The 20,790-nt window shown below is 74.2% G+C and carries 24 protein-coding genes and 1 pseudogene; 12 read left to right on the forward strand and 13 right to left on the reverse strand.

All coding sequences use genetic code 11. The annotated features are described in order from the left end of the window. The first annotated feature begins 89 nt into the window (after positions 1-89). Positions 90-1,121 (forward strand): PRC and DUF2382 domain-containing protein, encoded by a 1,032-nt coding sequence (locus MTR79_RS13820; protein ID WP_086700443.1) that lies wholly within the window; start codon positions 90-92, stop codon positions 1,119-1,121. Positions 1,122-1,159: 38 nt separating this feature from the next. Here the strand turns inward: MTR79_RS13820 and MTR79_RS13825 are convergent, their stop codons facing one another. Continuing rightward, entirely contained in the window at positions 1,160-2,179 is a 1,020-nt protein-coding gene (locus MTR79_RS13825) for an LLM class flavin-dependent oxidoreductase (RefSeq protein WP_086700444.1), read from the reverse strand. Between the two features lie 59 nt (positions 2,180-2,238). On the opposite strand from MTR79_RS13825, the gene MTR79_RS13830 reads away from it, so the two are divergent. Further along, positions 2,239-2,739, forward strand: coding sequence for a hypothetical protein (locus tag MTR79_RS13830; RefSeq protein ID WP_086700446.1), 501 nt, complete (start codon positions 2,239-2,241; stop codon positions 2,737-2,739). A gap of 13 nt (positions 2,740-2,752) precedes the next feature. On the opposite strand, the gene MTR79_RS13835 is transcribed toward MTR79_RS13830, so the two are convergent. Continuing rightward, positions 2,753-2,968, reverse strand: coding sequence for a dodecin (locus MTR79_RS13835; RefSeq protein WP_048454993.1), 216 nt, complete (start codon positions 2,966-2,968; stop codon positions 2,753-2,755). A 214-nt stretch (positions 2,969-3,182) separates the two neighbouring features. Between MTR79_RS13835 and MTR79_RS13840 the strand changes: the two genes are divergently transcribed. Further along, positions 3,183-4,433, forward strand: coding sequence for an extracellular solute-binding protein (locus tag MTR79_RS13840; RefSeq protein WP_244790414.1), 1,251 nt, complete (start codon positions 3,183-3,185; stop codon positions 4,431-4,433). A gap of 36 nt (positions 4,434-4,469) precedes the next feature. Here MTR79_RS13840 and egtD read toward each other — a convergent pair whose 3' ends face one another. From egtD to egtA, 4 genes are read right to left on the reverse strand one after another with little or no spacing between them, the layout of a single operon-like run. Continuing rightward, complete coding sequence (gene egtD / locus MTR79_RS13845) at positions 4,470-5,432, reverse strand: L-histidine N(alpha)-methyltransferase (RefSeq protein ID WP_244790416.1); 963 nt, start codon at positions 5,430-5,432, stop codon at positions 4,470-4,472. Then, entirely contained in the window at positions 5,429-6,184 is a 756-nt protein-coding gene (gene egtC / locus MTR79_RS13850; protein WP_086700450.1) for an ergothioneine biosynthesis protein EgtC, read from the reverse strand. The genes egtD and egtC overlap by 4 nt, the downstream gene beginning before the upstream one ends. Continuing rightward, a complete protein-coding gene (egtB, locus tag MTR79_RS13855; protein WP_244790418.1) occupies positions 6,184-7,503 on the reverse strand; it encodes an ergothioneine biosynthesis protein EgtB in 1,320 nt (439 codons plus the stop codon). The genes egtC and egtB overlap by 1 nt, the downstream gene beginning before the upstream one ends. After that, the gene (gene egtA, locus MTR79_RS13860; protein ID WP_244790420.1) at positions 7,500-8,843 is read right to left on the reverse strand and encodes an ergothioneine biosynthesis glutamate--cysteine ligase EgtA; all 1,344 of its coding nucleotides are present in this window, start codon (positions 8,841-8,843) and stop codon (positions 7,500-7,502) included. Before egtA ends, egtB begins: the two co-directional genes overlap by 4 nt. Positions 8,844-9,152: 309 nt before the next feature. On the opposite strand from egtA, the gene MTR79_RS13865 reads away from it, so the two are divergent. Beyond that, entirely contained in the window at positions 9,153-10,022 is an 870-nt protein-coding gene (locus MTR79_RS13865; RefSeq protein ID WP_244790422.1) for a TIGR02452 family protein, read from the forward strand. On the opposite strand, the gene MTR79_RS13870 is transcribed toward MTR79_RS13865, so the two are convergent. Together MTR79_RS13870 and MTR79_RS13875 are read right to left on the reverse strand one after the other, a co-directional pair. Beyond that, positions 9,997-10,443 carry a type II toxin-antitoxin system PemK/MazF family toxin gene (locus MTR79_RS13870; RefSeq protein WP_086705428.1) on the reverse strand — a complete coding sequence of 149 codons (447 nt, stop codon included), beginning with the start codon at positions 10,441-10,443 and terminating at the stop codon, positions 9,997-9,999. The genes MTR79_RS13865 and MTR79_RS13870 overlap by 26 nt on opposite strands. A gap of 64 nt (positions 10,444-10,507) precedes the next feature. Further along, a complete protein-coding gene (locus MTR79_RS13875; RefSeq protein WP_086705427.1) occupies positions 10,508-10,930 on the reverse strand; it encodes a pyridoxamine 5'-phosphate oxidase family protein in 423 nt (140 codons plus the stop codon). Between the two features lie 150 nt (positions 10,931-11,080). On the opposite strand from MTR79_RS13875, the gene MTR79_RS13880 reads away from it, so the two are divergent. Beyond that, positions 11,081-11,617, forward strand: coding sequence for an isochorismatase family cysteine hydrolase (locus tag MTR79_RS13880; protein ID WP_048454984.1), 537 nt, complete (start codon positions 11,081-11,083; stop codon positions 11,615-11,617). A gap of 37 nt (positions 11,618-11,654) precedes the next feature. After that, on the forward strand, positions 11,655-12,443 hold the full coding sequence (locus MTR79_RS13885) for an aminoglycoside adenylyltransferase domain-containing protein (RefSeq protein ID WP_244790424.1): 789 nt from the start codon (positions 11,655-11,657) through the stop codon (positions 12,441-12,443). 13 nt (positions 12,444-12,456) lie between these two features. Here MTR79_RS13885 and MTR79_RS13890 read toward each other — a convergent pair whose 3' ends face one another. Beyond that, positions 12,457-13,032 (reverse strand): TetR/AcrR family transcriptional regulator, encoded by a 576-nt coding sequence (locus MTR79_RS13890; RefSeq protein ID WP_216718442.1) that lies wholly within the window; start codon positions 13,030-13,032, stop codon positions 12,457-12,459. 136 nt (positions 13,033-13,168) lie between these two features. Here MTR79_RS13890 and MTR79_RS13895 point away from each other — a divergent pair, with 136 nt between their 5' ends. The 3 genes and pseudogenes from MTR79_RS13895 (at position 13,169) to MTR79_RS13900 (ending at position 14,641) form a co-directional block, all read left to right on the forward strand. Beyond that, the gene (locus MTR79_RS13895; protein ID WP_244790426.1) at positions 13,169-13,906 is read left to right on the forward strand and encodes an SDR family oxidoreductase; all 738 of its coding nucleotides are present in this window, start codon (positions 13,169-13,171) and stop codon (positions 13,904-13,906) included. 105 nt (positions 13,907-14,011) lie between these two features. Then, positions 14,012-14,134: a hypothetical protein gene (locus tag MTR79_RS33585; protein ID WP_280518320.1), complete on the forward strand. Its 123-nt coding sequence runs from the start codon at positions 14,012-14,014 to the stop codon at positions 14,132-14,134. Positions 14,135-14,292: 158 nt separating this feature from the next. Next, positions 14,293-14,641 (forward strand): annotated as a pseudogene (locus tag MTR79_RS13900) (VOC family protein). A gap of 12 nt (positions 14,642-14,653) precedes the next feature. On the opposite strand, the gene MTR79_RS13905 reads toward MTR79_RS13900, so the two are convergent. Next, positions 14,654-15,904: an MFS transporter gene (locus tag MTR79_RS13905; protein ID WP_244793163.1), complete on the reverse strand. Its 1,251-nt coding sequence runs from the start codon at positions 15,902-15,904 to the stop codon at positions 14,654-14,656. A 176-nt stretch (positions 15,905-16,080) separates the two neighbouring features. On the opposite strand from MTR79_RS13905, the gene MTR79_RS13910 reads away from it, so the two are divergent. Then, entirely contained in the window at positions 16,081-16,506 is a 426-nt protein-coding gene (locus tag MTR79_RS13910) for a CBS domain-containing protein (RefSeq protein WP_086702439.1), read from the forward strand. A gap of 16 nt (positions 16,507-16,522) precedes the next feature. Here the strand turns inward: MTR79_RS13910 and MTR79_RS13915 are convergent, their stop codons facing one another. Beyond that, on the reverse strand, positions 16,523-16,978 hold the full coding sequence (locus tag MTR79_RS13915; RefSeq protein WP_048454977.1) for an archease: 456 nt from the start codon (positions 16,976-16,978) through the stop codon (positions 16,523-16,525). A gap of 114 nt (positions 16,979-17,092) precedes the next feature. Between MTR79_RS13915 and MTR79_RS13920 the strand changes: the two genes are divergently transcribed. Further along, entirely contained in the window at positions 17,093-17,740 is a 648-nt protein-coding gene (locus MTR79_RS13920; protein ID WP_244790428.1) for a phosphoribosyltransferase family protein, read from the forward strand. A gap of 240 nt (positions 17,741-17,980) precedes the next feature. Here MTR79_RS13920 and MTR79_RS13925 read toward each other — a convergent pair whose 3' ends face one another. Further along, entirely contained in the window at positions 17,981-19,171 is a 1,191-nt protein-coding gene (locus MTR79_RS13925; protein WP_086702434.1) for a CaiB/BaiF CoA-transferase family protein, read from the reverse strand. Between the two features lie 93 nt (positions 19,172-19,264). Beyond that, positions 19,265-19,510 (reverse strand): hypothetical protein, encoded by a 246-nt coding sequence (locus tag MTR79_RS13930; protein WP_244790430.1) that lies wholly within the window; start codon positions 19,508-19,510, stop codon positions 19,265-19,267. 134 nt (positions 19,511-19,644) lie between these two features. Here MTR79_RS13930 and MTR79_RS13935 point away from each other — a divergent pair, with 134 nt between their 5' ends. Continuing rightward, a complete protein-coding gene (locus tag MTR79_RS13935; RefSeq protein WP_244790432.1) occupies positions 19,645-20,550 on the forward strand; it encodes a LysR family transcriptional regulator in 906 nt (301 codons plus the stop codon). Positions 20,551-20,790 lie beyond the last annotated feature (240 nt).

Below are 20,790 nucleotides of genomic sequence, written 5' to 3' on the forward strand. Positions count from 1 at the left end.
ATAAAGTGCGTTTAATCACTTTCGTCCCGTTTTTTACCTCCTGATCAGGAGAACCGGAGAGGAGTGACCCGAGAGGAGGGTGATGACAGATGATCACCCGCGAAGAGATCTCGATCCTGCTGGATCACCCCGTGTACGACGGGGACGGCAACAAGATCGGCGACGCGAAGCACGTCTTCCTCGACGACGCGAGTGGACGCCCCGAGTGGGTGACCGTCAAGACCGGGATGTTCGGCTCCAGCGAGTCGTTCGTACCCATCCGTGACGCCTCCCTGGTCCAGGACCACCTCGAGGTGCCCTACGACAAGGACAAGGTGAAGGGCGCGCCCAGCGTGGACATCGACGCGGGCGGGCACCTGTCGGTGGACGAGGAGCACCGGCTCTACGAGTACTACGGCATCAACTGGGACAACGTCCTCGGCGACCCCAAGGACAGCGGCGGCACGACGGGCCGGGCCGGGACCACCGGAACCGCCGGCGCCGCGGGCGCGGCCGGAGCGGCCGGTGCCGCGGGTGCGGCGACCGGACGCCGCGGCGACACGTCGGACACGTCCGGTGCGGCCGGGACGACGGGCGCGAAGGGCGGCATGTCCTCCGCGGCGGGCGCCAAGGGCACCACCGCCGAACGGTCCGGCGCGGCCGGCGCCAGGTCCCACCGCGGCGAGGCCGGCGCGCGCGGCACCGACGACGCGATGACGCGCTCCGAGGAGCGTATGCACGTCGGCGTGGAACGCCACGAGAGCGGCCGCGCGCGGCTGCGCAAGTACGTGGTGACCGAGGAGGTCCAGCAGACCGTCCCGGTCCGCCACGAGGAAGTACGCGTGGAGCGCGAGCCGATCACGGACGCCAACCGTGACGACGCCTTGTCCGGTCCCGCCTTCAAGGAGGACCAGCACGAGGTCACGCTGCACGAGGAGCGCCCCGTGGTCACCACCGAGGCCGTGCCGGTCGAGCGCGTCCGGATGACCACCGAGGAGACGGTCACGAACGAGACCGTGCGCGGCCGGGTGCGCAAGGAGCGCATCGAGGCCGAGACGGAGATGACCGACGAGTCCGGCCGCAAGGGGCGCGACGTCCCCGGCCGTGGCCGTGACGTCCCGGGCCGGGGCCGCGAACGGTAGGGCCCCGTCCCCGCTCTCCCCACGACGCGCCGGTGTCCTCACCGGCGCGTCGCGCCGTCGTCGAGCCCCGCGAGCGCGGCGAGCCGCCGGTAGGAGTCCAGCAGCGCCTCACGGTCGTGGGTGCTGGTGGTGACGAGCACCTCCTGGGCGCCGGTGTCCTTCAGTACCGCCTCCAGCTCCCGCCGCACCTCCTCCGCGGTGCCGGCGAGCTGCCCGGCCAGCCCCGCCTCGTAGAAGCCGCGCTCCTTGGCGCTCATGGCGAGGGACTCGACGCGCTCGGCGGGCGGCAGCGGCGGAAAGGCGCCGTGTGTGCGGGAGTACGCCATCGACCAGGCCTCCGGCACCAGCAGCCGCCGGGCCCGCTCGGACGTGTCCGCCACCGCCACCGTCCCGGAGATCACCACGTACGGCTCCTCCGCCCAGGCGGACGGGCGGAACCGCTCGCGGTAGCGGTCGACGCCGCGCCGCATCCGTTCGCGGTCGCGCAGGTCGCCGATGACCATCGGCAGCCCGGCGCGGGCGGCGATGTCCGCGCCCTCGCCCATCGCCAGCACGAACGGCGGCACGGTCAGCCCCTCGGACGGCCGGGCACGCACCCCCGTGGGGGAGGTCCCCGCGAACCAGCCGAGCAGCTCGTCGAGCTGGCCCGCGAAGTCCTCCGCGTCGCCCTTGTCGCGCCCGAGCGCCTTGCGCACCCCGTCGGTGAACCCCACCGAGCGGCCCAGACCCATGTCGATCCGGTCCGGGAACAGCGAGGCCAGCACGCCGAACTGCTCGGCCACGACCAGCGGACGGTGGTTGGGCAGCATGACCCCGCCGGTGCCGACGCGGATCGTGCGGGTCGCCCCGGCGACCGCGGCCGCCAGCACGGTCGGCGCCGAACCCGCCACCCCGGGCACCCCGTGGTGCTCGGCCACCCAGAACCGGTGGTACCCGAGGCGCTCCGCCTCCCGCGCCAGATCCACCGTGTCCCTCAGGGCCTCGGGGGCGGTGTGCCCCTCGCGCACCCGGGAGCGGTCGAGGACGGAGAAGCGGGTCGCGGCGATCACGGAACTCATACCGGGTTCAACACGGGGGAGCCGCCAGGATTCCTGGGGCGCCGCTCTAGGGTGGGAGGGTGACCCACCGCACCGATCGCGCGCAGCGTCCGCTGGCCGTGTTCGACCTGGACAACACCCTCGCCGGCACCGCGCACCGCCAGCACTTCCTCGAGCGCAGGCCCCGCGACTGGGACGGCTTCTTCGCCGCCGCGCCGCAGGACCCGCCGCTCGCCGAGGGGATCGCGCTGGTGCGGGAGAGCGCCGAGACGTGCGACATCGTCTACCTCACCGGCCGGCCCGGGCGATGCCGCCGCGACACCCTGGACTGGCTGGCCGCGCAGGGGCTGCCCGAGGGGGAGCTGCACATGCGCGGCAACGCCGACCGGCGGCCCGCCCGGTTCACCAAGCTGGCCGTGCTGCGCCGCCTGGCCCGCACCCGTCAGGTGCGGATGCTGGTCGACGACGACGAGCTGGTCTGCGAGGACGCCCGCCGGGCCGGGTTCACCGTCGTCCACGCGCGCTGGGCGACGCCGTCGGGCGAGCTGAAGGACGCGCAGGAGCGCGAGGGCCGTACCTGAGCCGTGCGGCGGCTCAGTCCGTCTCCTCCAGCCGGAAACCCACCTTCAGGCCCACCTGGTAATGCGCGACGCGCCCCTCCTCGATCTGCCCGCGCACCTGCGTCACCTCGAACCAGTCCAGATGGCGCAGCGTCTGAGAGGCCCGCTCGATGCCGTTGCGGACGGCGGCGTCCACGCCGTCGGGCGAGGTGCCGACGATCTCGGTGACCCGGTAGGTGTGGTTCGACATGTTCTGCTCCTCTCACGGCGGCTCCACCGCCAGTGGCACACGTCACTCCACCGTGCCCCACGCCGGGTCGGGGCGCGAGGTGTCGGCCCCGTTCGCCTGGCGGCCTTGACCCGGGCATTGGTCCATACCAAGATGCTGGGCGCCCGTCCGAGCTCCGGCTCGCCCCCCACGCCGGGCCCCGCCCTGTCCGCCAGACAGAAAAACAGGACCCCACGTGAGACGCCGTCTGCTCGCCCTCGTCTGTGTGTCCGCCTCCCTGCTCACCGGCTGCGGGGTGATGTCCGACAGCGCGGCGGAGCGGCGCACCGTCACCGTGTGGCTGATGCAGCACAGCGCCTCGCAGGACTTCCTGGACCGCTTCACCGCGGAGTTCGAACGCGAGCACGAGACACTCGACCTCGACATCCGCATCCAGGAATGGACCGGCATCGGCGAGAAGGTCCAGCGGGCCCTGCGCGGCAGGGACCCCGACGGGCCCGACGTCATCGAGGTCGGCAACACCCAGGTGTCCGCCTACGCCGAGAGCGACGGGCTGCTCGACCTCACCCTGGAGTCCATGCGCGACTGGGGCCGCGACGACTGGCTGCCCGGCCTCGCCGAACCCGGCCGCTGGGGCTCCCAGCAGTACGGCATCCCCTGGTACGCCGCCAACCGCGTCGTCGTCTACCGCAAGGACCTGTTCCGCGCGGCCGGCGTCACCCCGCCGAGGACCCGCGAGGAGTGGCTGGACGTCACCGAGCGGCTCGACACCGGCGACACCCAGGGTGTCTACCTCGCCGGACAGGACTGGTACACGCTCGCCGGATTCATCTGGGAGGAGGGCGGCGAACTCGCCACCGAACGCGACGGCGTGTGGAAGGGCGCCCTCGACAGCGAGGCCGCCCTGCGCGGCATGGACTTCTACCGCCGGCTCCAGCAGCTCGGCGACGGCCCCGTCGACGCCGACGAGGAACATCCGCCGCAGGCGGGGGTGTTCGCCGACGGGAAGGTCGCCCAGATCGTCGCCGTCCCCGGACTGGTCCGCGCCATCCTCCAGCAGAACCCCGGACTGGAGGACAAGATCGGCTACTTCCCCGTCCCCGGCAAGGAGGCCGGCCGCCCCGGCGCCGTCTTCACCGGCGGCTCCGACCTCGTCGTCCCGGCCAACACGGACGCCGAGGACGCCGCCGTCGAGGTCGTCGCCGCCCTCACCGGTGCCCGCTGGAACACCGACCTCGCCCGCACCATGAACTACGTGCCGAACAAGGCGGACCTCGCCGGCTCGGTCGCGGGGGAGGAGGGCCTGGAGGCCATGGCGGCCGGCGCCGCACGGGGCCGGGCGACCCCGGCCACGCCCCGGTGGAGCGTGGTCGAGGCCGACAACCCGATCAAGGAGTACATGACCGAGGTGCTCACCGGCGCCGACCCCGAGAAGGAGGCCGAGCGCGCCGCGCGGCGCATCACGGAGACCCTCGCCTTCGAGTGAGGGCGTCCCGGGCGGCGGCCGGTCGGCGGGTGGTGCTCAGCGGGCCACGCTCAGGGACAGTGCGAACCGTCCTTCGCCGTCCGTCCACCACCGGGTCAGGTCCAGCCCGGCGGCGGCGAGTTCGGCGCGCACCCCCTCCTGCCGGAACTTCGCCGACACCTCGGTGCGCAGTTCCTCGCCCTCCGCGAAGTCCACGACCAGTTCCAGCGCCGGGATCTTCACGGACTGCGCGGTGCGCGAGCGCAGCCGCATCTCGATCCACTCGTGCTCCGCGTCCCACACCGCCACATGCGCGAAGGCGTCCGGGTCGAAGTCGGCGCCCAGCTCACGGTTGACGACGTTCAGCACGTTCCGGTTGAACGCGGCCGTCACCCCGGCCGCGTCGTCGTAGGCCCGGACCAGCGTCCGCTCGTCCTTCACCAGGTCCGTGCCGAGGAGCAGCGCGTCGCCCGGGGCGAGCAGGGCGCGCACGGAGGCGAGGAACGCGGACCGCTCGGCGGGCAGCAGATTGCCGACGGTGCCGCCGAGGAACGCCACCAGACGCGGCCCCGGCGTGTCCGGCAGGGCAAGCTCGGCGGTGAAGTCCGCGACCAGCGCGTGCACCTCGAGCCCCGGCCGCTCGGCGGCCAGCGCCTGTCCCGCCCCGGTCAGCGCGGACTCGCTGACGTCGACCGGGACGTACGTGTGCAGCCCGTCCAGGGCGGCGATCAGATGCCGCGTCTTCTCCGAGGAGCCCGAGCCCAGTTCGACCAGGGTGCGGGCGCCGGACGCGGCGGCGATCTCGTCGGCGCGGGAGAGCAGGATCTCCCGCTCGGCGCGCGTCGGGTAGTACTCGGGCAGCGCGGTGATCTCCTCGAACAGCTCGCTGCCGCGTGCGTCGTAGAACCACTTGGGCGGCAGCGTCTTGGGGCTGCCGGTCAGTCCCGCGCGGACGTCGGCGCGCAGCGCGGCGCCGGTGGCGTCCTCGGGGAGAGTGCGGGTCAGACGGAACGGACTCACGTGAGGGGCTCCTTGAGCGGGGTGAGCAGAACGTCGGTGCGGCTCGCGGCCAGCAGGGTGCGGTCGGGCACCTCCTGCCAGTGCGGGTCGTCGTCGTGGGGCTCGGAGGCGACGACGGTTCCCCCGCCGGGCCGGGCGAGGTACCACAGGGTGTCCCCCCACGCGGTCGCCGCGACGGTGGCGCCGTCGGTGAGCAGCAGGTTCAGCCGGGCTCGCGGGGCCGCCGCCGCGACCTCGGCGACCGTGTCGGCCAGCGCCTGCCCCATGGCGTCGCCGGCCCGCAGCCGCGCCAGCACCAGCGCCCACACGAACGCCGAGTCGTTGCGGGCCTCCAGCGACAGCAGGTCCTCGGCGGGCAGCGTGGCCGCCAGCGGCGCCAGCGAACCGGGCCAGCCCGGCACCGCCCCGTTGTGGCTGAACAGCCATGCCCCCGACGCGAAGGGGGCCGCGGCCGCCTCCGCGTCGGCGCCCGACAGCGTCGCGTCCCGCACGGCGGCGAGCAGCGCCTCCGTGCGCACCACCCGTGCCAGGTCGGTGAACGACAGGTCCGCCCAGACGGGCCCGGCCCGCCGGTAGCGGGCCGGGACCGGGTCGCCCTCGGCGTACCAGCCGACGCCGAAACCGTCCGCGTTGACCGTGCCGTGCCGCTGCCGGCGGGGCGCCCACGACTGCCGGTACAGCCCGTGCGACGGCCCCACCAGCAGCGCGCCCAGCGACTCCGCGGGACCCACATAGGCCAGGTGACGGCACATCACGCACCCTCCGCCAAGCGGGCGGTGCGGAACCCGGAGAAGATCTGCCGCCGTATCGGATGGTCCCAGTTGCGGAACGTGCCCCGGCAGGCCACCGGGTCCACGGCGAACGAACCGCCGCGCAGCACCTTGTACTCCGGCCCGAAGAACACCTCCGAGTACTCCTTGTACGGGAACGCCCGGAAGCCCGGGTACGGCAGGAAGTCGGACGCCGTCCACTCCCACACGTCCCCGATCAACTGCCGTACGCCCAGCGGCGACGCGCCCGCCGGATAGCTGCCGGCCGGCGCCGGACGCAGATGGCGCTGGCCGAGGTTGGCGTGCTCGGGCGCCGGGTCGGCGTCGCCCCACGGGTAGCGCCGGGAGCGGCCCGTGGCCGGGTCGTGCCGGGCGGCCTTCTCCCACTCGGTCTCGGTGGGCAGCCGGCGCCCCGCCCAGCGGGCGTACGCGTCCGCCTCGTACCAGCACACGTGCAGCACCGGCTCGTCCGGCGGCACCAGTTCGGTGACCCCGAAGCGGCGCCGCAGCCACTGCCCGCCCTCGCGGCGCCAGTACAGCGGCGCGGTGAGGCGGGCGCGGCGCACGTGCGCCCAGCCCTCGAGCGTCCACCAGCGCGGGTCGTCGTAGCCGCCGTCCTCGACGAACGCCTGGTACGCGCCGTTGGTGACCGGCGTGGCGTCGATCCAGAACGGCGCCACCTCCCGCCGGTGCGCGGGGCGTTCGTTGTCCAGCGCCCACGGCTCGGCCGAGGTGCCCATGGTGAACGGACCGCCCGGCACCAGGATCTCCGCCGGACCCGTGTACGGCGTCACCGGCTCCGGGTCGGGCGCGGTGAGCGCGGCCGGGCCCTTGCGGAGCTGGTGGGTGATCAGCATGGTCTCGTCGTGCTGCTGCTCGTGCTGGGCGATCATCCCGAAGGCGAACCCGGCCTCGGTCAGCCGGGTGCCGTCGAACGCCGTGCGCTCCAGCACGTCCAGCGCCCGTCCGCGCACGTCGGAGGCGTACCTGCGGGCCTCCTGGGGCGACAGCAGGGGCAGGCTGGGGCGTTCGGCGCGCGGGTGCTCGAAGGCGTCGTAGAGGCTGTCGATCTCCGGTCGGATCGCCTCCTGCCCGGCCACCGCGCGCAGCAGCCACTGCTCCTCCTGGTTGCCGATGTGCGCCAGGTCCCACACCAGCGGCGACATCAGTGGCGAGTGCTGCGCGGTCAGGTCGGGGTCCTCCACACAACTGGTCAGCAGCGTGGTGCGGTCCCGCGCGACGACCAGCGAGGCGACCGCGCGCTCACGCAGGGTTTCGGCGTCGAGGGCGGGGTCGGTCATGAGGGAGTGTCCTTCCCGTGCGGGTGGGTGGTGAGCAGGGCCGCCCCGGATCCGTCCGGGCGCCCGTCGTGCCGCGCGCGCCACGCGTCGAGCAGGTCGTCGGCGGGGCAGCGGCCCCGGTCGACATAGCGGTCCCGGAACGCCGCGACCCGGTCGACCAGGGCGGTCGCGGCACCGAGCCGGGGCAGGGCGGCCAGCGCCGCCGCGAAACAGACGGCCGCCGCCTCCCGCAGCTCCGGGTCGGCCAGCCCGTCGCGGGCCGCGTCCCGCCACAGCGGGTTCTGCGGGGCGGCCAGACCCCGCGTCCGCTCGGCCAGTGGTTTCACCGCCCGGTACGCGGTCTCGGCGGCCTCGGTGTCGTCGAACAGCGCCGCTGTGACGGCCAGCGGCACGGTCCAGCCGTCCTCGCCGGGCTGCGCGTCCATCATCCGCAGCTCCAGATGGCCGCGCGGCCGGACCGGCGGGAACAGCGTCGTGACGTGGTAGTCCAGGTCGTCGTGGGTGGGCGCGCGCGGCGCCCGGCGCCGCGTCCAGTGCCGGAACGACAGGTCCTCCGGCACCTCCCACGGGCCGTCACCGTCCCCGCGCACGCACATCACGGGCGCGTCCAGCACGTGCCGGGCCCATGCGCCGCGCGGGTCGGCGTCCAGCGCGGGCGCGCCGGCCCGTCCGGCGCCGATCTGCGCCCAGCGCAGCTGGCGTGTGGAGAGCCAGCCGGTGGGCCGGCCGGCGGAGACGGGGGAGTTGGCGAACACCGCCACCAGGACGGCGCCCAGCAGGTGCGCCATCCACCAGCGGCGTACGTGGCCGAGCGGGCCGGGTTCCTCGTGGCCGGCGTCCACGCACACCTGCACGGAGGCGGAATTGCACATCATGTACCGGCCGCCCGCGCCGGTGCGGTCGAGGGCGGCCTCCATCGCGTCGTAACGCGGCTGCCGGAGGAACCGGCGGGGGGTCTGCCAGGGGTCGTGGCCCAGGCCTGCCAGGGTGAGGCCGTCCCGGCGCAGGACGGCGCGGACGGCGTCCAGGTCGGCGGAGACGGTGGTCAGGCACTCGGTGAGGGACGCGGCGGGCGGAGAGCTGAGCTCCAGCTGGCCGCCGGGCTCGACGGTGAGCGCCGAGCGCAGGGGCACCTCACGCAGTGCGGCGTAGGCCGCTTCGAGCCGTTCACGGGAGACGGGGAGCCGCGGATCGCGCGACTCGTGGACCAGCCATTCGACCTCCACGCCGAGTCGGCGGGGCGGTCCTGTCTTGAAGCAGATGCCCCGTATCAGGGCCTCCGCCTCGGCTTCGGTGACGGCCGCGCGGTACGGCGCGCAACCGCTCGACGGATCTGACATGCGGGAATCCTCCTGAGACACCACCATGTCGCCGGCCCGGGGCCCGGTGGGTCCCGGCCGGCATCGACGCGTCCACCCAAAACCCTCGAACCGCCGTGCACAAGAGCGCCCGACGGGGCGTAAGGGGTCCGTCACCTCCGCGTCCCGCCCGCCACCGGGGCTTTTCACCTCCGGGCCCGGACCGTCCGGGGCGGCGAAAACCGCGTTGCGCCGCGTCACCAGCATCGCTCAGGATGCTCGTGTGAGCACGACGAGGGGGAACGCGCGGGGCGCGTGGAGCGCGGTCACGGCGGCTACGGGGGTGGCGCCGTGAGCGCGCGCCTGCGGGGCATCGCCCGGGAGACGGAACGGATCGTGGCGGAAGGCGCCTACCTCGCGCCGGACGGCCGCCGGGTGCCGGTCGGGGCCGCCGTCGAGGCGGCACGGCAGGCCACCACGCTGCACGGGCCGGACCCGGTCCCGGTCCCGGCCTTCGAGCCCGCGCCCACCCGCTTCGAGGTGACCGGCGAGAGCAGCCTGGCCGCCGCCCGCCGCCTCACCGTCCCGGAAGGCCCGGACCCCGTGGCCGTCCTGAACTTCGCGTCGGCGCGCAACCCGGGCGGCGGCTACCTCAACGGCGCACAGGCCCAGGAGGAGGCCCTGTGCCGCGCCTCCGCGCTGTACACCTGCCTGCTGCGGGCGCCCGGCTTCTACGACCACCACCGCGCCCACCGGGACCCCTTCTACACCGATCGGGTGATCCACGCCCCGGCCGTGCCGGTGTTCCGCGACGACCGCGGCGCCCTGCTGGACGCCCCGTTCACGGCCGGTTTCCTCACGTCACCGGCGCCGAACGCGGGCGTGATCCGCTCCAAGGCGCCCGAGCGCGTGGGGGAGGTGCCCGGCGTGCTCGTCCGCCGCGCGGGCCGCGTCCTGGAGACGGCGGCCCACCACGGCTACCGGCGGCTGGTGCTCGGGGCCTGGGGCTGCGGCGTGTTCCGCAACGACCCCGCCCAGGTCGCGGAGGCGTTCCACACGCACCTGGGCCCCGGCGGACGCTTCGAGGGCGCCTTCGCCCACGTGGTGTTCGGGATCCTCGACCGCACCCGGGACGGCGCGACCCGCACCGCGTTCGAGCGGGCCTTCGCGGACCTGGCGGTCGCGCCGGCGGAGGTCACTCCCAGCCGTAGCGCTCCCTGAGCCGCTGCCGCACCGAGTTGAAGCGCATCCGGTCCAGCGCGCACGCCTCCCGGCGCATGCCCTGCTCGTGCAGCCGCAGCACCCGGTCCACGGCCACCCAGGAGTCGCGTCCCGACCGGTCCCACGGCCCGCTGCCGATCGGCACCCGGTCCCGGTCCCCGGCACGCCCCTTGCTCGACAGCTGCACCGCGAGGAAGGTCCCCGCCGTCTCACGGGCGACGACCAGCACCGGCCGGTCCTTGCCGCGGCCGTCGTTCTCCTCGAACGGGACCCACGTCCAGACGATCTCGCCGGGGTCCGGGTCGCCGTCGTGCGCGGGCGAGTACTCGGTGCGCACCCGGCCGACGGAGCGCGGCTCGGTCTCGACGGTGGCGTACAGGCCGTAACGGCCCGGGGTGTCTTCAGGGGTGTAGGCGGTCACAGGCCGTACCGTACGCCACCCGTCCGGCGGTATGGATCAAGGGGGTTGACCACCCGAGGGGCGGCTACGGTCCCGCGCCGACGGCCGTGAGCTCCCGTCCCGCCACCATCTCGCTCTCGATCCGCACGAACACGCCCTCCCGCAGCGGCATCCACGAGCGGGGGCCGGTGCGCAGCAGCCGTTCGTGCTCGGCCGGGTCGGTGACCACAGCCGCCCGGCCGGTCACCACCACGCTCCAGCCCGACCGGCGCCCCGCGTGGAAGTCGTCCGCCTCGAACGCCACCACCACCCCGTCGACGGCCCGCACCAGGTCGGAGCCGGCGGACGTGCGCAGCACCACGGCGCCGTCCGGCTCCAGAGTGAAGTTCACCGGCAGCACCGCAGGGAGCGCCTGCCGCGTGTACACGACGCGACCGACCGGCACCTTGCCCAGCAGGCGCAGGCACTCCTGCCGGTCGAGCGCCCGGAAGCCATCGCTGTGGATCATTTCCCCATCGTCGGTGGCGGAACGGGTCCCGACTAGGGCCGGACGGCCCCGTTGGCGTCGGAGTACGGCCGGAGGCCCACGTCGCGGGCGCTCCCGCGCCGCGGCACCGTGCGGATGCCTGTTCCCGCGCGCGGGTGGAACCCTGGAGGCATGGGCAAGACCGCACTGATCGTCATCGACATGATCAACACCTACGACCACCCGGACGCCGACCAGCTGCTCCCGTCCGCCGAGACGGTGGTCCCGGTGATCTCAGGGCTGCTGGAGCGGGCGCGACGGCAGGACGCGCCGGTGATCTACGTCAACGACAACTTCGGCGAGTGGCGCTCGCACCACGGCGAGCTGCTCGACAAGGCGCTGGCGGGGCAGCACGCGCATCTGGTGGAGCCGCTGGTGCCGGACGAGTCGTCGCTGTTCGTGGTCAAGGCCCGGCACTCGGTCTTCTTCGAGACCCCGCTCAGCTATCTGCTCTCCCAGCAGGGGATCGACCAGCTGGTGCTGTGCGGGCAGGTGACCGAGCAGTGCGTGCTGTACTCCTCGCTCGACGCGCACATCCGGCACTTCCAGGTGATCGTCCCTCGGGACGCCGTCGCGCACATCCACGAGGATCTGGCGGACGCGGCCCTGCGGATGATGGAGCGCAACATGGGCGCACGGGTGTGCGACAGCGGCGAGCTGTGGACGTGACCCGCAGCGGGCGACTCGCCGGGGTGACACTGGGGCAATGAGCCGCCCCTCCCTCCCGCCGCCGGAACTGCGCGCCTTTCTGGAGGAGCTGGTCCGTCGCACCTCCGCCGTCTGCGGAGACCGTCTGCTCAGCGTCCTCGCCGTGGGCTCGCTCGCCCTGGGCGACTACCGCCACGGGCGCAGCGACGTCGACGTCACGGTCGTCGTGGACCCGGCCCCGCCCCGCGCCGACCTCGCCCCGCTCGCCGCGACGCTGGCCCACCCGGCGCTGCCCTGCCCCGCCGCCGGCCTCGAACTGGTCGTTTACGCCGCCGACTTCGCCGCCCGCCCGTCGGGCGAGGCGGGCTACCTGCTCGACCTCAACACCGGACCGTCCCTGCCCGAACGCGTCAGTTACGACCCCGCGGACGCGTCCGACTTCTGGTACGTCATCGACCGCTCCGTCGCCCACCAGGCCGGACTCCCGCTGTACGGCGCGCCGGCGCGGGAGGTGATCGCCGCCCCGGACCGGCCCACGGTGCTCGCGGCGCTCCGCGCCTCCGTGCGCGAACACACCGACGGGGACGGGCACCTGGCCGACAACCGGGTGCTCAACGGCTGCCGCGCCACCGTCCACTGCCGTACCGGCCACTGGTTCGCCAAGCGCCGGGCGGGAGAGATCGTCGCCGCGTCCGAGCCGGCCTTCGAGTCTTTGGTCGCCGAGGCGCTGCGCAGCTTCGAACGCCCTCGCGCGGAGGCGGCCGTACTGCCCGCCGGCGACGTGCGGGAGTTCCTGCGCTGGGTGGCCGCACGCGTCGAGGAGGCGGCCGAGGGCGCCGGGGTCTGAGCCCGAGCGCCCCTCAGCCCCGGCGGACCGTGAGACCGTCCAGTATCAGGTCGAGCAGCCGCTCCGCCTGCTCCCGCCGGCCGGGTCCCGCCGAGGTGAGGGCGATGCCCTCCAGTGCGGCGCCGATGTCCGAGGCGGGGACGTCGGTGCGGATCACGCCGGCCGCCGCGCACGCGTCCATGAGCGTGCCCACGGCGGTGTGGATCAACTGCCGGCTGTTGCCGTAGGGGTTGGCGCCCGTCGCCGCGATGGCGCGCAGGGCGTCGATCATGCCGTGCTTGGTGGTGACGTAGTCCAGGAAGAGCCGCGTCCACGCGCGCAGCGCCTCCTCGGGCGGGTGCCGCTCCAGCAGGGACGGGACGGAGCCGCAGAGCTGGGCCACCTCGTTGCGGTAGACCGCCTCGACCAGCGCCTCCCGGGTGGGGAAGTTGCGGTACAGCGTCGCGCTGCCCACGCCCGCCTCCTTGGCGATCCGGTCCATGTGCGTGGTCAGCCCCTCCGTGCTGAACACGTGGGCGGCGGCGGTGAGGATCTTCTCCCTGTTGCGCTGTGCGTCGGCGCGCAGCGGTCGGGGCGCCTGGTCGGCCATCTCGTTGGCATTCCTTCCCGGGGAGGCTTGCTAAGTGGGGAGGTCCCCACTTAGTTTGAGTAGGAAGCGGGGACGTCTCCGCTTTCACCGTAGGTCACGCGACGACCCGCGGACACCTCAGGGAAGGAACCCGACCATGCCGACCGTCCAGGACAAGGTCATCGCGATTACGGGCGCCAGCAGCGGCATCGGCGAGGCGACCGCGCGCCTCCTCGCCGGGCGGGGCGCCCGGTTGGTGCTCGGAGCCCGGCGCGAGGACCGGCTGAACGCCGTGGTGGATGGCATCACGGCCCATGGAGGGAACGCCGCCGGCGTCGTCGTCGACGTCACCCGCCGTGAGGACCTGCGCCGCCTCACCGACACCGCGATGGAGCGGTACGGCCGCCTCGACGTCCTCGTCTCCAACGCGGGCACCATGGCCGTCTCCCCGTTCGACGAGCTCCGTCAGGACGACTGGGACGCCATGGTCGCCACGCATGTCACGGGCCTGCTCAACGGCATCGGCGCGGCCCTCCCCGTCTTCCGCCGCCAGGGTACGGGACACTTCGTCAACGTCAGTTCCACCGCCGCCCGCGTCATCAAGTCGCCCCAGGCCGTCTACGCGGCCACCAAGGCGGCCGTGCACGTCATCTCCGAAGGGCTGCGCCAGGAGTCCGGCCCCGGTCTGCGGGTCACCGTCGTGTCACCCGGCTTCACCCACACCGAGGGCGTCGGCAAGGGCGCAAGCCCCGAGGCCGCCGCCGCGATGACCAAAATGCGCGACGAGATCGCGATGCCCCCCTCAGCCGTCGCCTCCGCCATCGGCTACGCGATCGAGCAGCCCGCCGGAGTCGACGTCGGCGAGGTCGTCGTACGGCCCACTGCACAGGCGTGACCGTGCGGTGGACGGCCGGAAAGGAACTCCCGCCGGAAGCGGAACCGGCTCCTGCGATTCCGGGCGTCGACCGGCCACCCCGTCGTCGCGGGCGTCATCGTCGGCATGCGGCCCGCCGAGGAGGTACGGCGTGACACGGAGGCGTACGGCACGACGGTGCCGGCCGGGCTATGGGCGGACCCGCGGGGCGAGGGCCTGCTGGACGCGCGGGCGCCCCTGCCCGCGTAGGCCGCCGCCCTCACTGTCCGCGCGCCGGGCGTCGTCTCCGGCCGCCTCGACCGCGGGACGGCTAGCCTGGGCAGGGCCGCCATCCGACGCCGCGCGGTGCGGCGCATGCGTTCCATGACCGCCGCCCGGTGGACCCGACAGAACCGAGGGAGCCGTCGATGACCGTCCGCCGAGTCGTGCCCAACCTCCACTCGGAGAACCCGGAAAGGCACGGGGAGTTCTACGGCCTGCTGGGCCTCGAGGAGGTCATGAACCACGGCTGGATCATGACGCCGGCGTCCCCGTCCAACCCGACGGCGCAGGTCAGCGTGATGACCGGCGACAAAACGGCTCCGGCGCACCCCGACATCAGCGTCGAGGTGGACGACGTGGACGCCGTGTACGGGGCCGTCCGGGAGAGCGGCGCGGAGATCGTCCACCCGCCTGCGGGACGAGGAGTGGGGCGTCCGCCGCTTCTTCGTCCGCGACCCCGACGGCCGCGTGGTCAACGTCCTCAGCCACCGCTGAACACGGCCTCGCCTAGGCCTTGGCATCCGCCTCGCTGTCCTGGTACCGGCGCGCCTCGTCGAGGCGGCGGGGGAGCAGCAGCGGGGTCGCCAGGAGGAGGGCGCCCGCGAGGGCGATGGCCGTGCGGGGGCCGGTGAAGCTCGCCAGCAGGCCCCAGAGCGCCGTCAGCACGGCGATCGACGCCTTGCTGGTCGCCGACCACGCCGACAGCGTGCGGACCACCCGGTCCGCCGGCGTCCGCTCCAGCCGGCGCGTGGAGAACACCGGGTTGAACACGCCCATGCTCGTGATCAGACCGAACTCGATCACGATCACCAGGACCAGACCCGCCACGCCCGGCCCCACGCACGCAAGCCCGACCGACCAGCACGCCCGCAGCGTCCCCGCGACCCGGAGCACCCGCCGTTCCCCGAACCGCGCCACCAGCCGCCGCGACAGCCGCGCGCCGACCAGCCCGCCCAGACACGGCACCGCGAACGCCAGCCCGTACTGCCACGGGGCGAAGCCCAGCGGGCCGACCATCAGCACGACCAGCAGCGGCGACGACGCCATGATCAGGCCGTTGACCAGCACCGTGTTGAGGAACAGCGGACGCAGGTCAGGGCTGCGCAGAATGTACCGCCACCCGTCGAGCAGGTCGCCCGCCCGCAGCCGGGGCCGCGGGTCGGGCCGTTCGGGACGGCGGTCGCCGCCGCCCGCCGCGCCCAGCGCACCGGCCGACAGCAGATAGCTCACGGCGTCGGCGACCACCGTCGTCACCGGACCGAAGAGGCCGATCGCCGCACCGCCCAGCGGCGGCCCCAGCATGGTCGCGGTCCACGTCGTCGACTCCAGCCGCCCGTTCGCGCGCAGCAGCCCCTGCCGCGGCACGACGTCCTTCACGTACGCGCCGACGGCCGCCTGGAACGTGATGTCGGCCGCCGCCACCGTCACCGACACCACCAGCAGCTGCGCCACGGTGAGCGCGTCGAGGGCGTACGCGAGAGGCACGCTCAGCAGCACCGCGCACCGGACGAGGTCCGTCGCGATCATCACCGGGCGTTTGCGGCGGTACTCCACCCAGGGCCCGAGCGGCACCGACAGCACCGCGCCGACCGCGGGACCGACCGCCGCCAGCAGCGACACCTGGGCCGGACCGGCGTGCAGCACCAGCAGGGCGACCAGCGCGAACGCGTCGAACGCGAACCGCGTGCCGAAGGAGCTGACCCCGTACGCCGTCCACAGCCACCCGAACCGCCACGCCGCCGACCGCCGCCCGTCCACCAGCCCCCCGCTCACACCGGCCGAGCCCTGGCGGCCGCCGGGGACCGCCCCATCCAAGCGAGCCGGGCCGCCGCGGGCAAACCGGACCGGTTTACTCCCGGCACGGCGGGCTACGCGGCCCCCAGGGGAGGCCCGCGACCGCACCCGCGACCGCGACCACGCACCGGGAGGCGCCCATGACCACGCGCGTACGCGACGTGATGTCCGCGCACACGACCTCCGTCGAACCGATGACCTCGCTGACGCGGGCGGCGCGGCTGATGCGCGAGCAGAACGTCGGTGACGTCCTCGTCGCCTACGACTGCGACCTGTTCGGCGTGCTCACCGACCGCGACATCGTGCTGCGGGGCGTCGCCGAGGGGCACGACCCCGAGGCCACGAACGTCGGCTCGATATGCACCCGCCCGCCGCTGGTGACGCTCGACCCGGACGACACGACCGACCACGCCGTCGAGCTGATGCGGGAACACGCCGTGCGGCGGCTGCCCGTCGTGGAGCACGGCGGCTGCCCCGTGGGCGTGGTCAGCCTCGGCGACCTCGCCGCCGAGGAGGATCCGCACTCCGCGCTCGCGGACATCAGCCGCGCCAGGCCGACCCACTGAACGGGGCCGTCGAAGCTCAGCCGTCCACGGTCACCGCGCACGACCAGCCGTACGGGCCCGGTGACAGCCGCAGGTCGTCCCAGCCGACGTCCGTCGGCACCTCCCCGGTGACCCGCACGTCCGCCAGGCCCGCCACCGCGAGCCGCACGTCCAGACCGCCCTCGGCCTCGTCGGCCTCCACGTCCACCGGCACCTCGCCGTACGCCTCCAGCCGGTACAGGATCTCGTCGAGCAGCGCGGCCAGCAGGTCGTCGTCGCTTCCCTCGGCCAGCCGGATGCGGTCCACCCCGGTCGGTCTCACGCCGGACACGTCGGCGAAGCACTCCACCATCGCCACAACCGCCTCGGCCAGGCAGTGCTCGCGGCTCGCCGCCCAGGCCTCGATGCGTACGTCGTCCTCCTGCGCCACCGAGCGGTGCCCGCTGCGGTCCCGCCGCGGCGCCTGACCCGGCTCACCCGTGTCACCGACCATGCACCACGACTGCCCGGGCGCACGCACCCCATGCCCCGCGGCGGTGCTTCGCGCACCGGGCGAGGGGGTACGCGGGTGCCGACCGGTCGTGACCGCTCGGAGGGAGGGCCCGTCATGCGGTTCCGTGATCGCCGGCAGGCCGGCCGCGAACTGGCCGGCCGGCTGCGGGAGAGGCAGGACGCCGGCGACCTGCCCGACCTCCTCGTCCTTGCGCTGCCCCGCGGCGGCGTCGCCGTCGCCGCCGAGGTCGCCGAGGCGCTCGGCGCGCCGCTCGACGTCCTCGTCGTCCGCAAGATCGGCGCGCCCCGCCACGAGGAGTACGGCGTCGGCGCCATGGCCGACGACGGGGTGCCCGTGTTCGACGAGGACGCCCTGCGCGGCCTGGGGCTGACGCGGGACGACCTCGCTCCCGTCGTCGAACGGGAACGCACGGAGCTGGTCCGGCGCGAGCGGCTCTACCGGCCGGACAGGCCCGCGCCCGACCCGCGCGGCCGCACGGTGGTCGTCGTCGACGACGGCCTGGCCACAGGCTCCACGGCCCGCGCCGCCCTGCGCGCCCTCCGCGCCCGTGACCCCGCCCGCCTGGTCCTGGCCGTCCCGGTCGCCTCCCCGGAGGGCGCCGCGGCCCTCCGCCCCGAGACCGACGACCTGATCGCCCTCCACGAACCGGCCGCGTTCATGGCGGTCGGCCAGTGGTACGACGAGTTCGACCAGCTGACGGACGAGCAGGTCCTGGAAGCACTGCGCGTACGCCGGCGGTAGCCCTCCCCGACGCCGTCCGCCGCTCTGACTCCGGGCCCCGGCCGGGGCTGCCGCCCGTGCCCGCCGAGGTGAGGGGCGCGGCCCGGTGGCGTGCCGACGCCGGATCGCTTCGCGCGGTGGCGCGCGTGCCGCGGGCATCGTGCGCGGGGTCGGCGGGTCCCGCGCGGAGGCCCCGAACCGTGGGGGCTCGAGGCGAGAGCCTCGCGTCCCGGGGGATCCACCCGACGGTGCGCGCCCGGCTCAGATCACCCCGTCCGCCCGCAGCGCCTCGATGTCCCCGGGTGTGCGGCCCAGGGCGCGCAGGATCGTCTCCGTGTGCTCGCCCACCGCCGGCACCGGGTCCATGCGGGCCGGGAGTCCGGCGAGGTCGGCGGGTGGGAGGAGCGCCTCCGCCGTGCCGCCCGGCACCCCGATCTCACGCCACCGGCCGCGCGCCGCCAGCACCGGATGGTCGAGGAACGCCGCGACGTCGTTCACCCCCGCGCAGGCGATGCCGATCGCCTCCAGGTCCTTCAGCAGTTCCTCCGCGTCGTCACGGGCGCACCGCTCGGCCACGACCGCGTTCAGGTCGTCCCGGTGCGCGACACGGTCCGAACTCGTCGCGAAACGAGGGTCGTCCGTCAGCTCGGGCCGGCCGAGGAACTCCCGGCACAGCGCGGCCCACTCGCGTTCGTTCTGGATGGAGAACAGCACGTCGCGCCCGTCCGCCGCCCGGAACGTCCCGTACGGGGCGATCGTCGCGTGCTGGGTGCCCAGCCGGGGCGGCTGGGCGCCGCCGTACCGGGTGTAGTAGGCGGGCTGCCCCATCCACTCCGCGAGCGCCTCGAACAGGGACACCTCGACGGGGTGCACCTCGCCGGTGGTGGCGCGCGTGTAGAGGGCGGTGAGGACACCGCTGTACGCGTACATCCCGGCGGCGATGTCGGCGACGGAGATGCCCGTGCGGGCGGTCTCCCCGGGGGTGCCGGTGAGCGACACCAGGCCCGTCTGGCACTGCACGAGCAGGTCGTACGCCTTGCGGTCGGCCCACGGCCCTGTCGTGCCCCAGCCGGAGATCGCGCAGGGGATGAGCCGCGGATGGCGGCCGGCCAGGTCGTCCGCGCCCAGCCCGAGCCGGCCGGCCGCGCCCGGGGCGAGGTTCTGCACGAACACGTCGGCGTCCGCCAGCAGTTCGTGCAGGATCTCCAGGCCGCGCGGCTCTTTCAGGTCGAGGGTGAGGGACTCCTTCGAGCGGTTGATCCACACGAAGTAGCTGGACGTGCCGTGCACGGTGGTGTCGTAGCGCCGGGCGAAGTCGCCCTCGCCCGGCCGCTCCACCTTGATCACCCGGGCGCCGAGGTCGGCCAGCTGCCGGGTGGCGTAGGGCGCGGCCACCGCCTGCTCCACGGTCACCACCGTCACCCCGGACAAGGGGAGTCTCCGCACGTCCACGCCTCCTGTCCGCACCCGGGTACGTCGGTCGCCGGCCTCCCTCGGCCGGTACGCGATCACTACGCGATTAGTACGACCAGGGCGAACCGCCTGTCAACGCCTCCCCTCACCGCCCGCCCGGCGCCGGCACGTCGGCGGGCGGCTGCGCGACATGACGCGCATGCCGTGCGCGTCCACCGCGCGCACCTGGAGCGACCCGCAGCCGCAGCGCGTCCACACCGTGCTGCCCGCCGCGGTGGCGTGGCGCGAGACGACCTGGAACGGCTCGGCGTGGTCCGGCCACCCGCAGTAGGGGCAGGCGGTGCCGGTCGTCCCCGTGGCGCCGGTCGTGCTGGTCATGGCGACTCCTTGGATTCCCACGTGCTTGACGTGACTCGTGTGCCTGCTGTCGGTCGCGGCACATCAAGAGTGCGCCGACGGTTATGTTCACGTCCAGGTTGACTTTGTGCACGCCACCGTGAAGTCTCACCTTCATGATTGACCTGCGCCGGCTCCACGTCCTGAGAGCGGTCGCCCACTACGGCACGGTCACCGCGGCCGCCCGCGCCCTGCACTTCACGCCCTCCGCCGCCTCCCAGCAGATCCGCCAGCTCGCCCGCGACCTCGGTGTCGACCTGCTGGAACCCCAGGGGCGCGGGGTGCGCCTCACCCCGGCCGCCGAGAGCCTGCTCGCGCACGCCGACGCCATCCAGGCCCGCTGGGACCAGGCCGAGCTGGATCTGCGCGCCGACCACGGCGACCCCGCCGGGGTGCTGCGGGTGACCGGGTTCCCGGTGGCCGTCTCGGTGCTGCTCGCGCCGTTGGCGGCCCGGCTCGGCGAGCGGCATCCGCGGCTGTCGGTCCGGATCACGGAGGCGGTCGTTCCGGCCATTTTCGACCTGCTCTTCGAGGGCGCCGCCGATCTGGCCGTGGTGGAGTCCACCCCGCACAACCCGCCGATGAGCGACACGCGGTTCGACCAGAAGCCCTTGCTGGACGACCCGTTCGACCTGGTGGTGCCGGACGCGCATGTGCTGGCCGGGCGGGAGCGGGTCGACCTGGCCGAGGCGGCGCACGAGCCGTGGGTCGCCCCGGTGCCGGAGAGTCCGTGCCGGCTCCAGGTGATGGCGGCGTGCGGCGCGGCCGGCTTCGCCCCGGAGGTCGTGCACCACGCGGGCGACTGGAACGCCACGGCGCACCTGGTGGCCCACGGCCTCGGCGTCGCCCTGATCCCGCGCCTGGCGCATGTCACCCCGCACCTGCCGGTCACCCGCGTCCGTTGCGTGGGCGACCCCCACCGCAGGCTCCTCACCGCCACCCGCACCGGCGGCCACGCCCGCCCGGCCGTCGTGGCGGCCCTCCAGGAACTACGCGAACTCGCACCGACGGCCCTGGTCTGACGGTTGACGGCGCCGGTCTGTCGCCTGACGGCGTTGGTGCGTCGCCTGACGGCGCTGTGTGAGGCCTGACTGGCGCTCGCCGACTGCTCGGCGGCGCTCTCGCCGACTGCTCGGCGGCACTCTCGCCCACTGCTCCGGCGGCGCTCTCGCCCACTGCTCCGGCGGCGCTCGTCGACCGCCCCGAGGGTGCTCGTCCATCGCCCCCACGGCGCTCGCTCACCGCCCCGACGCCGCCCGCCG

This window comes from Streptomyces sp. BJ20 (assembly GCF_022869105.1).
GTDB classification, from domain to species: Bacteria; Actinomycetota; Actinomycetes; order Streptomycetales; family Streptomycetaceae; genus Streptomyces; species Streptomyces griseoincarnatus.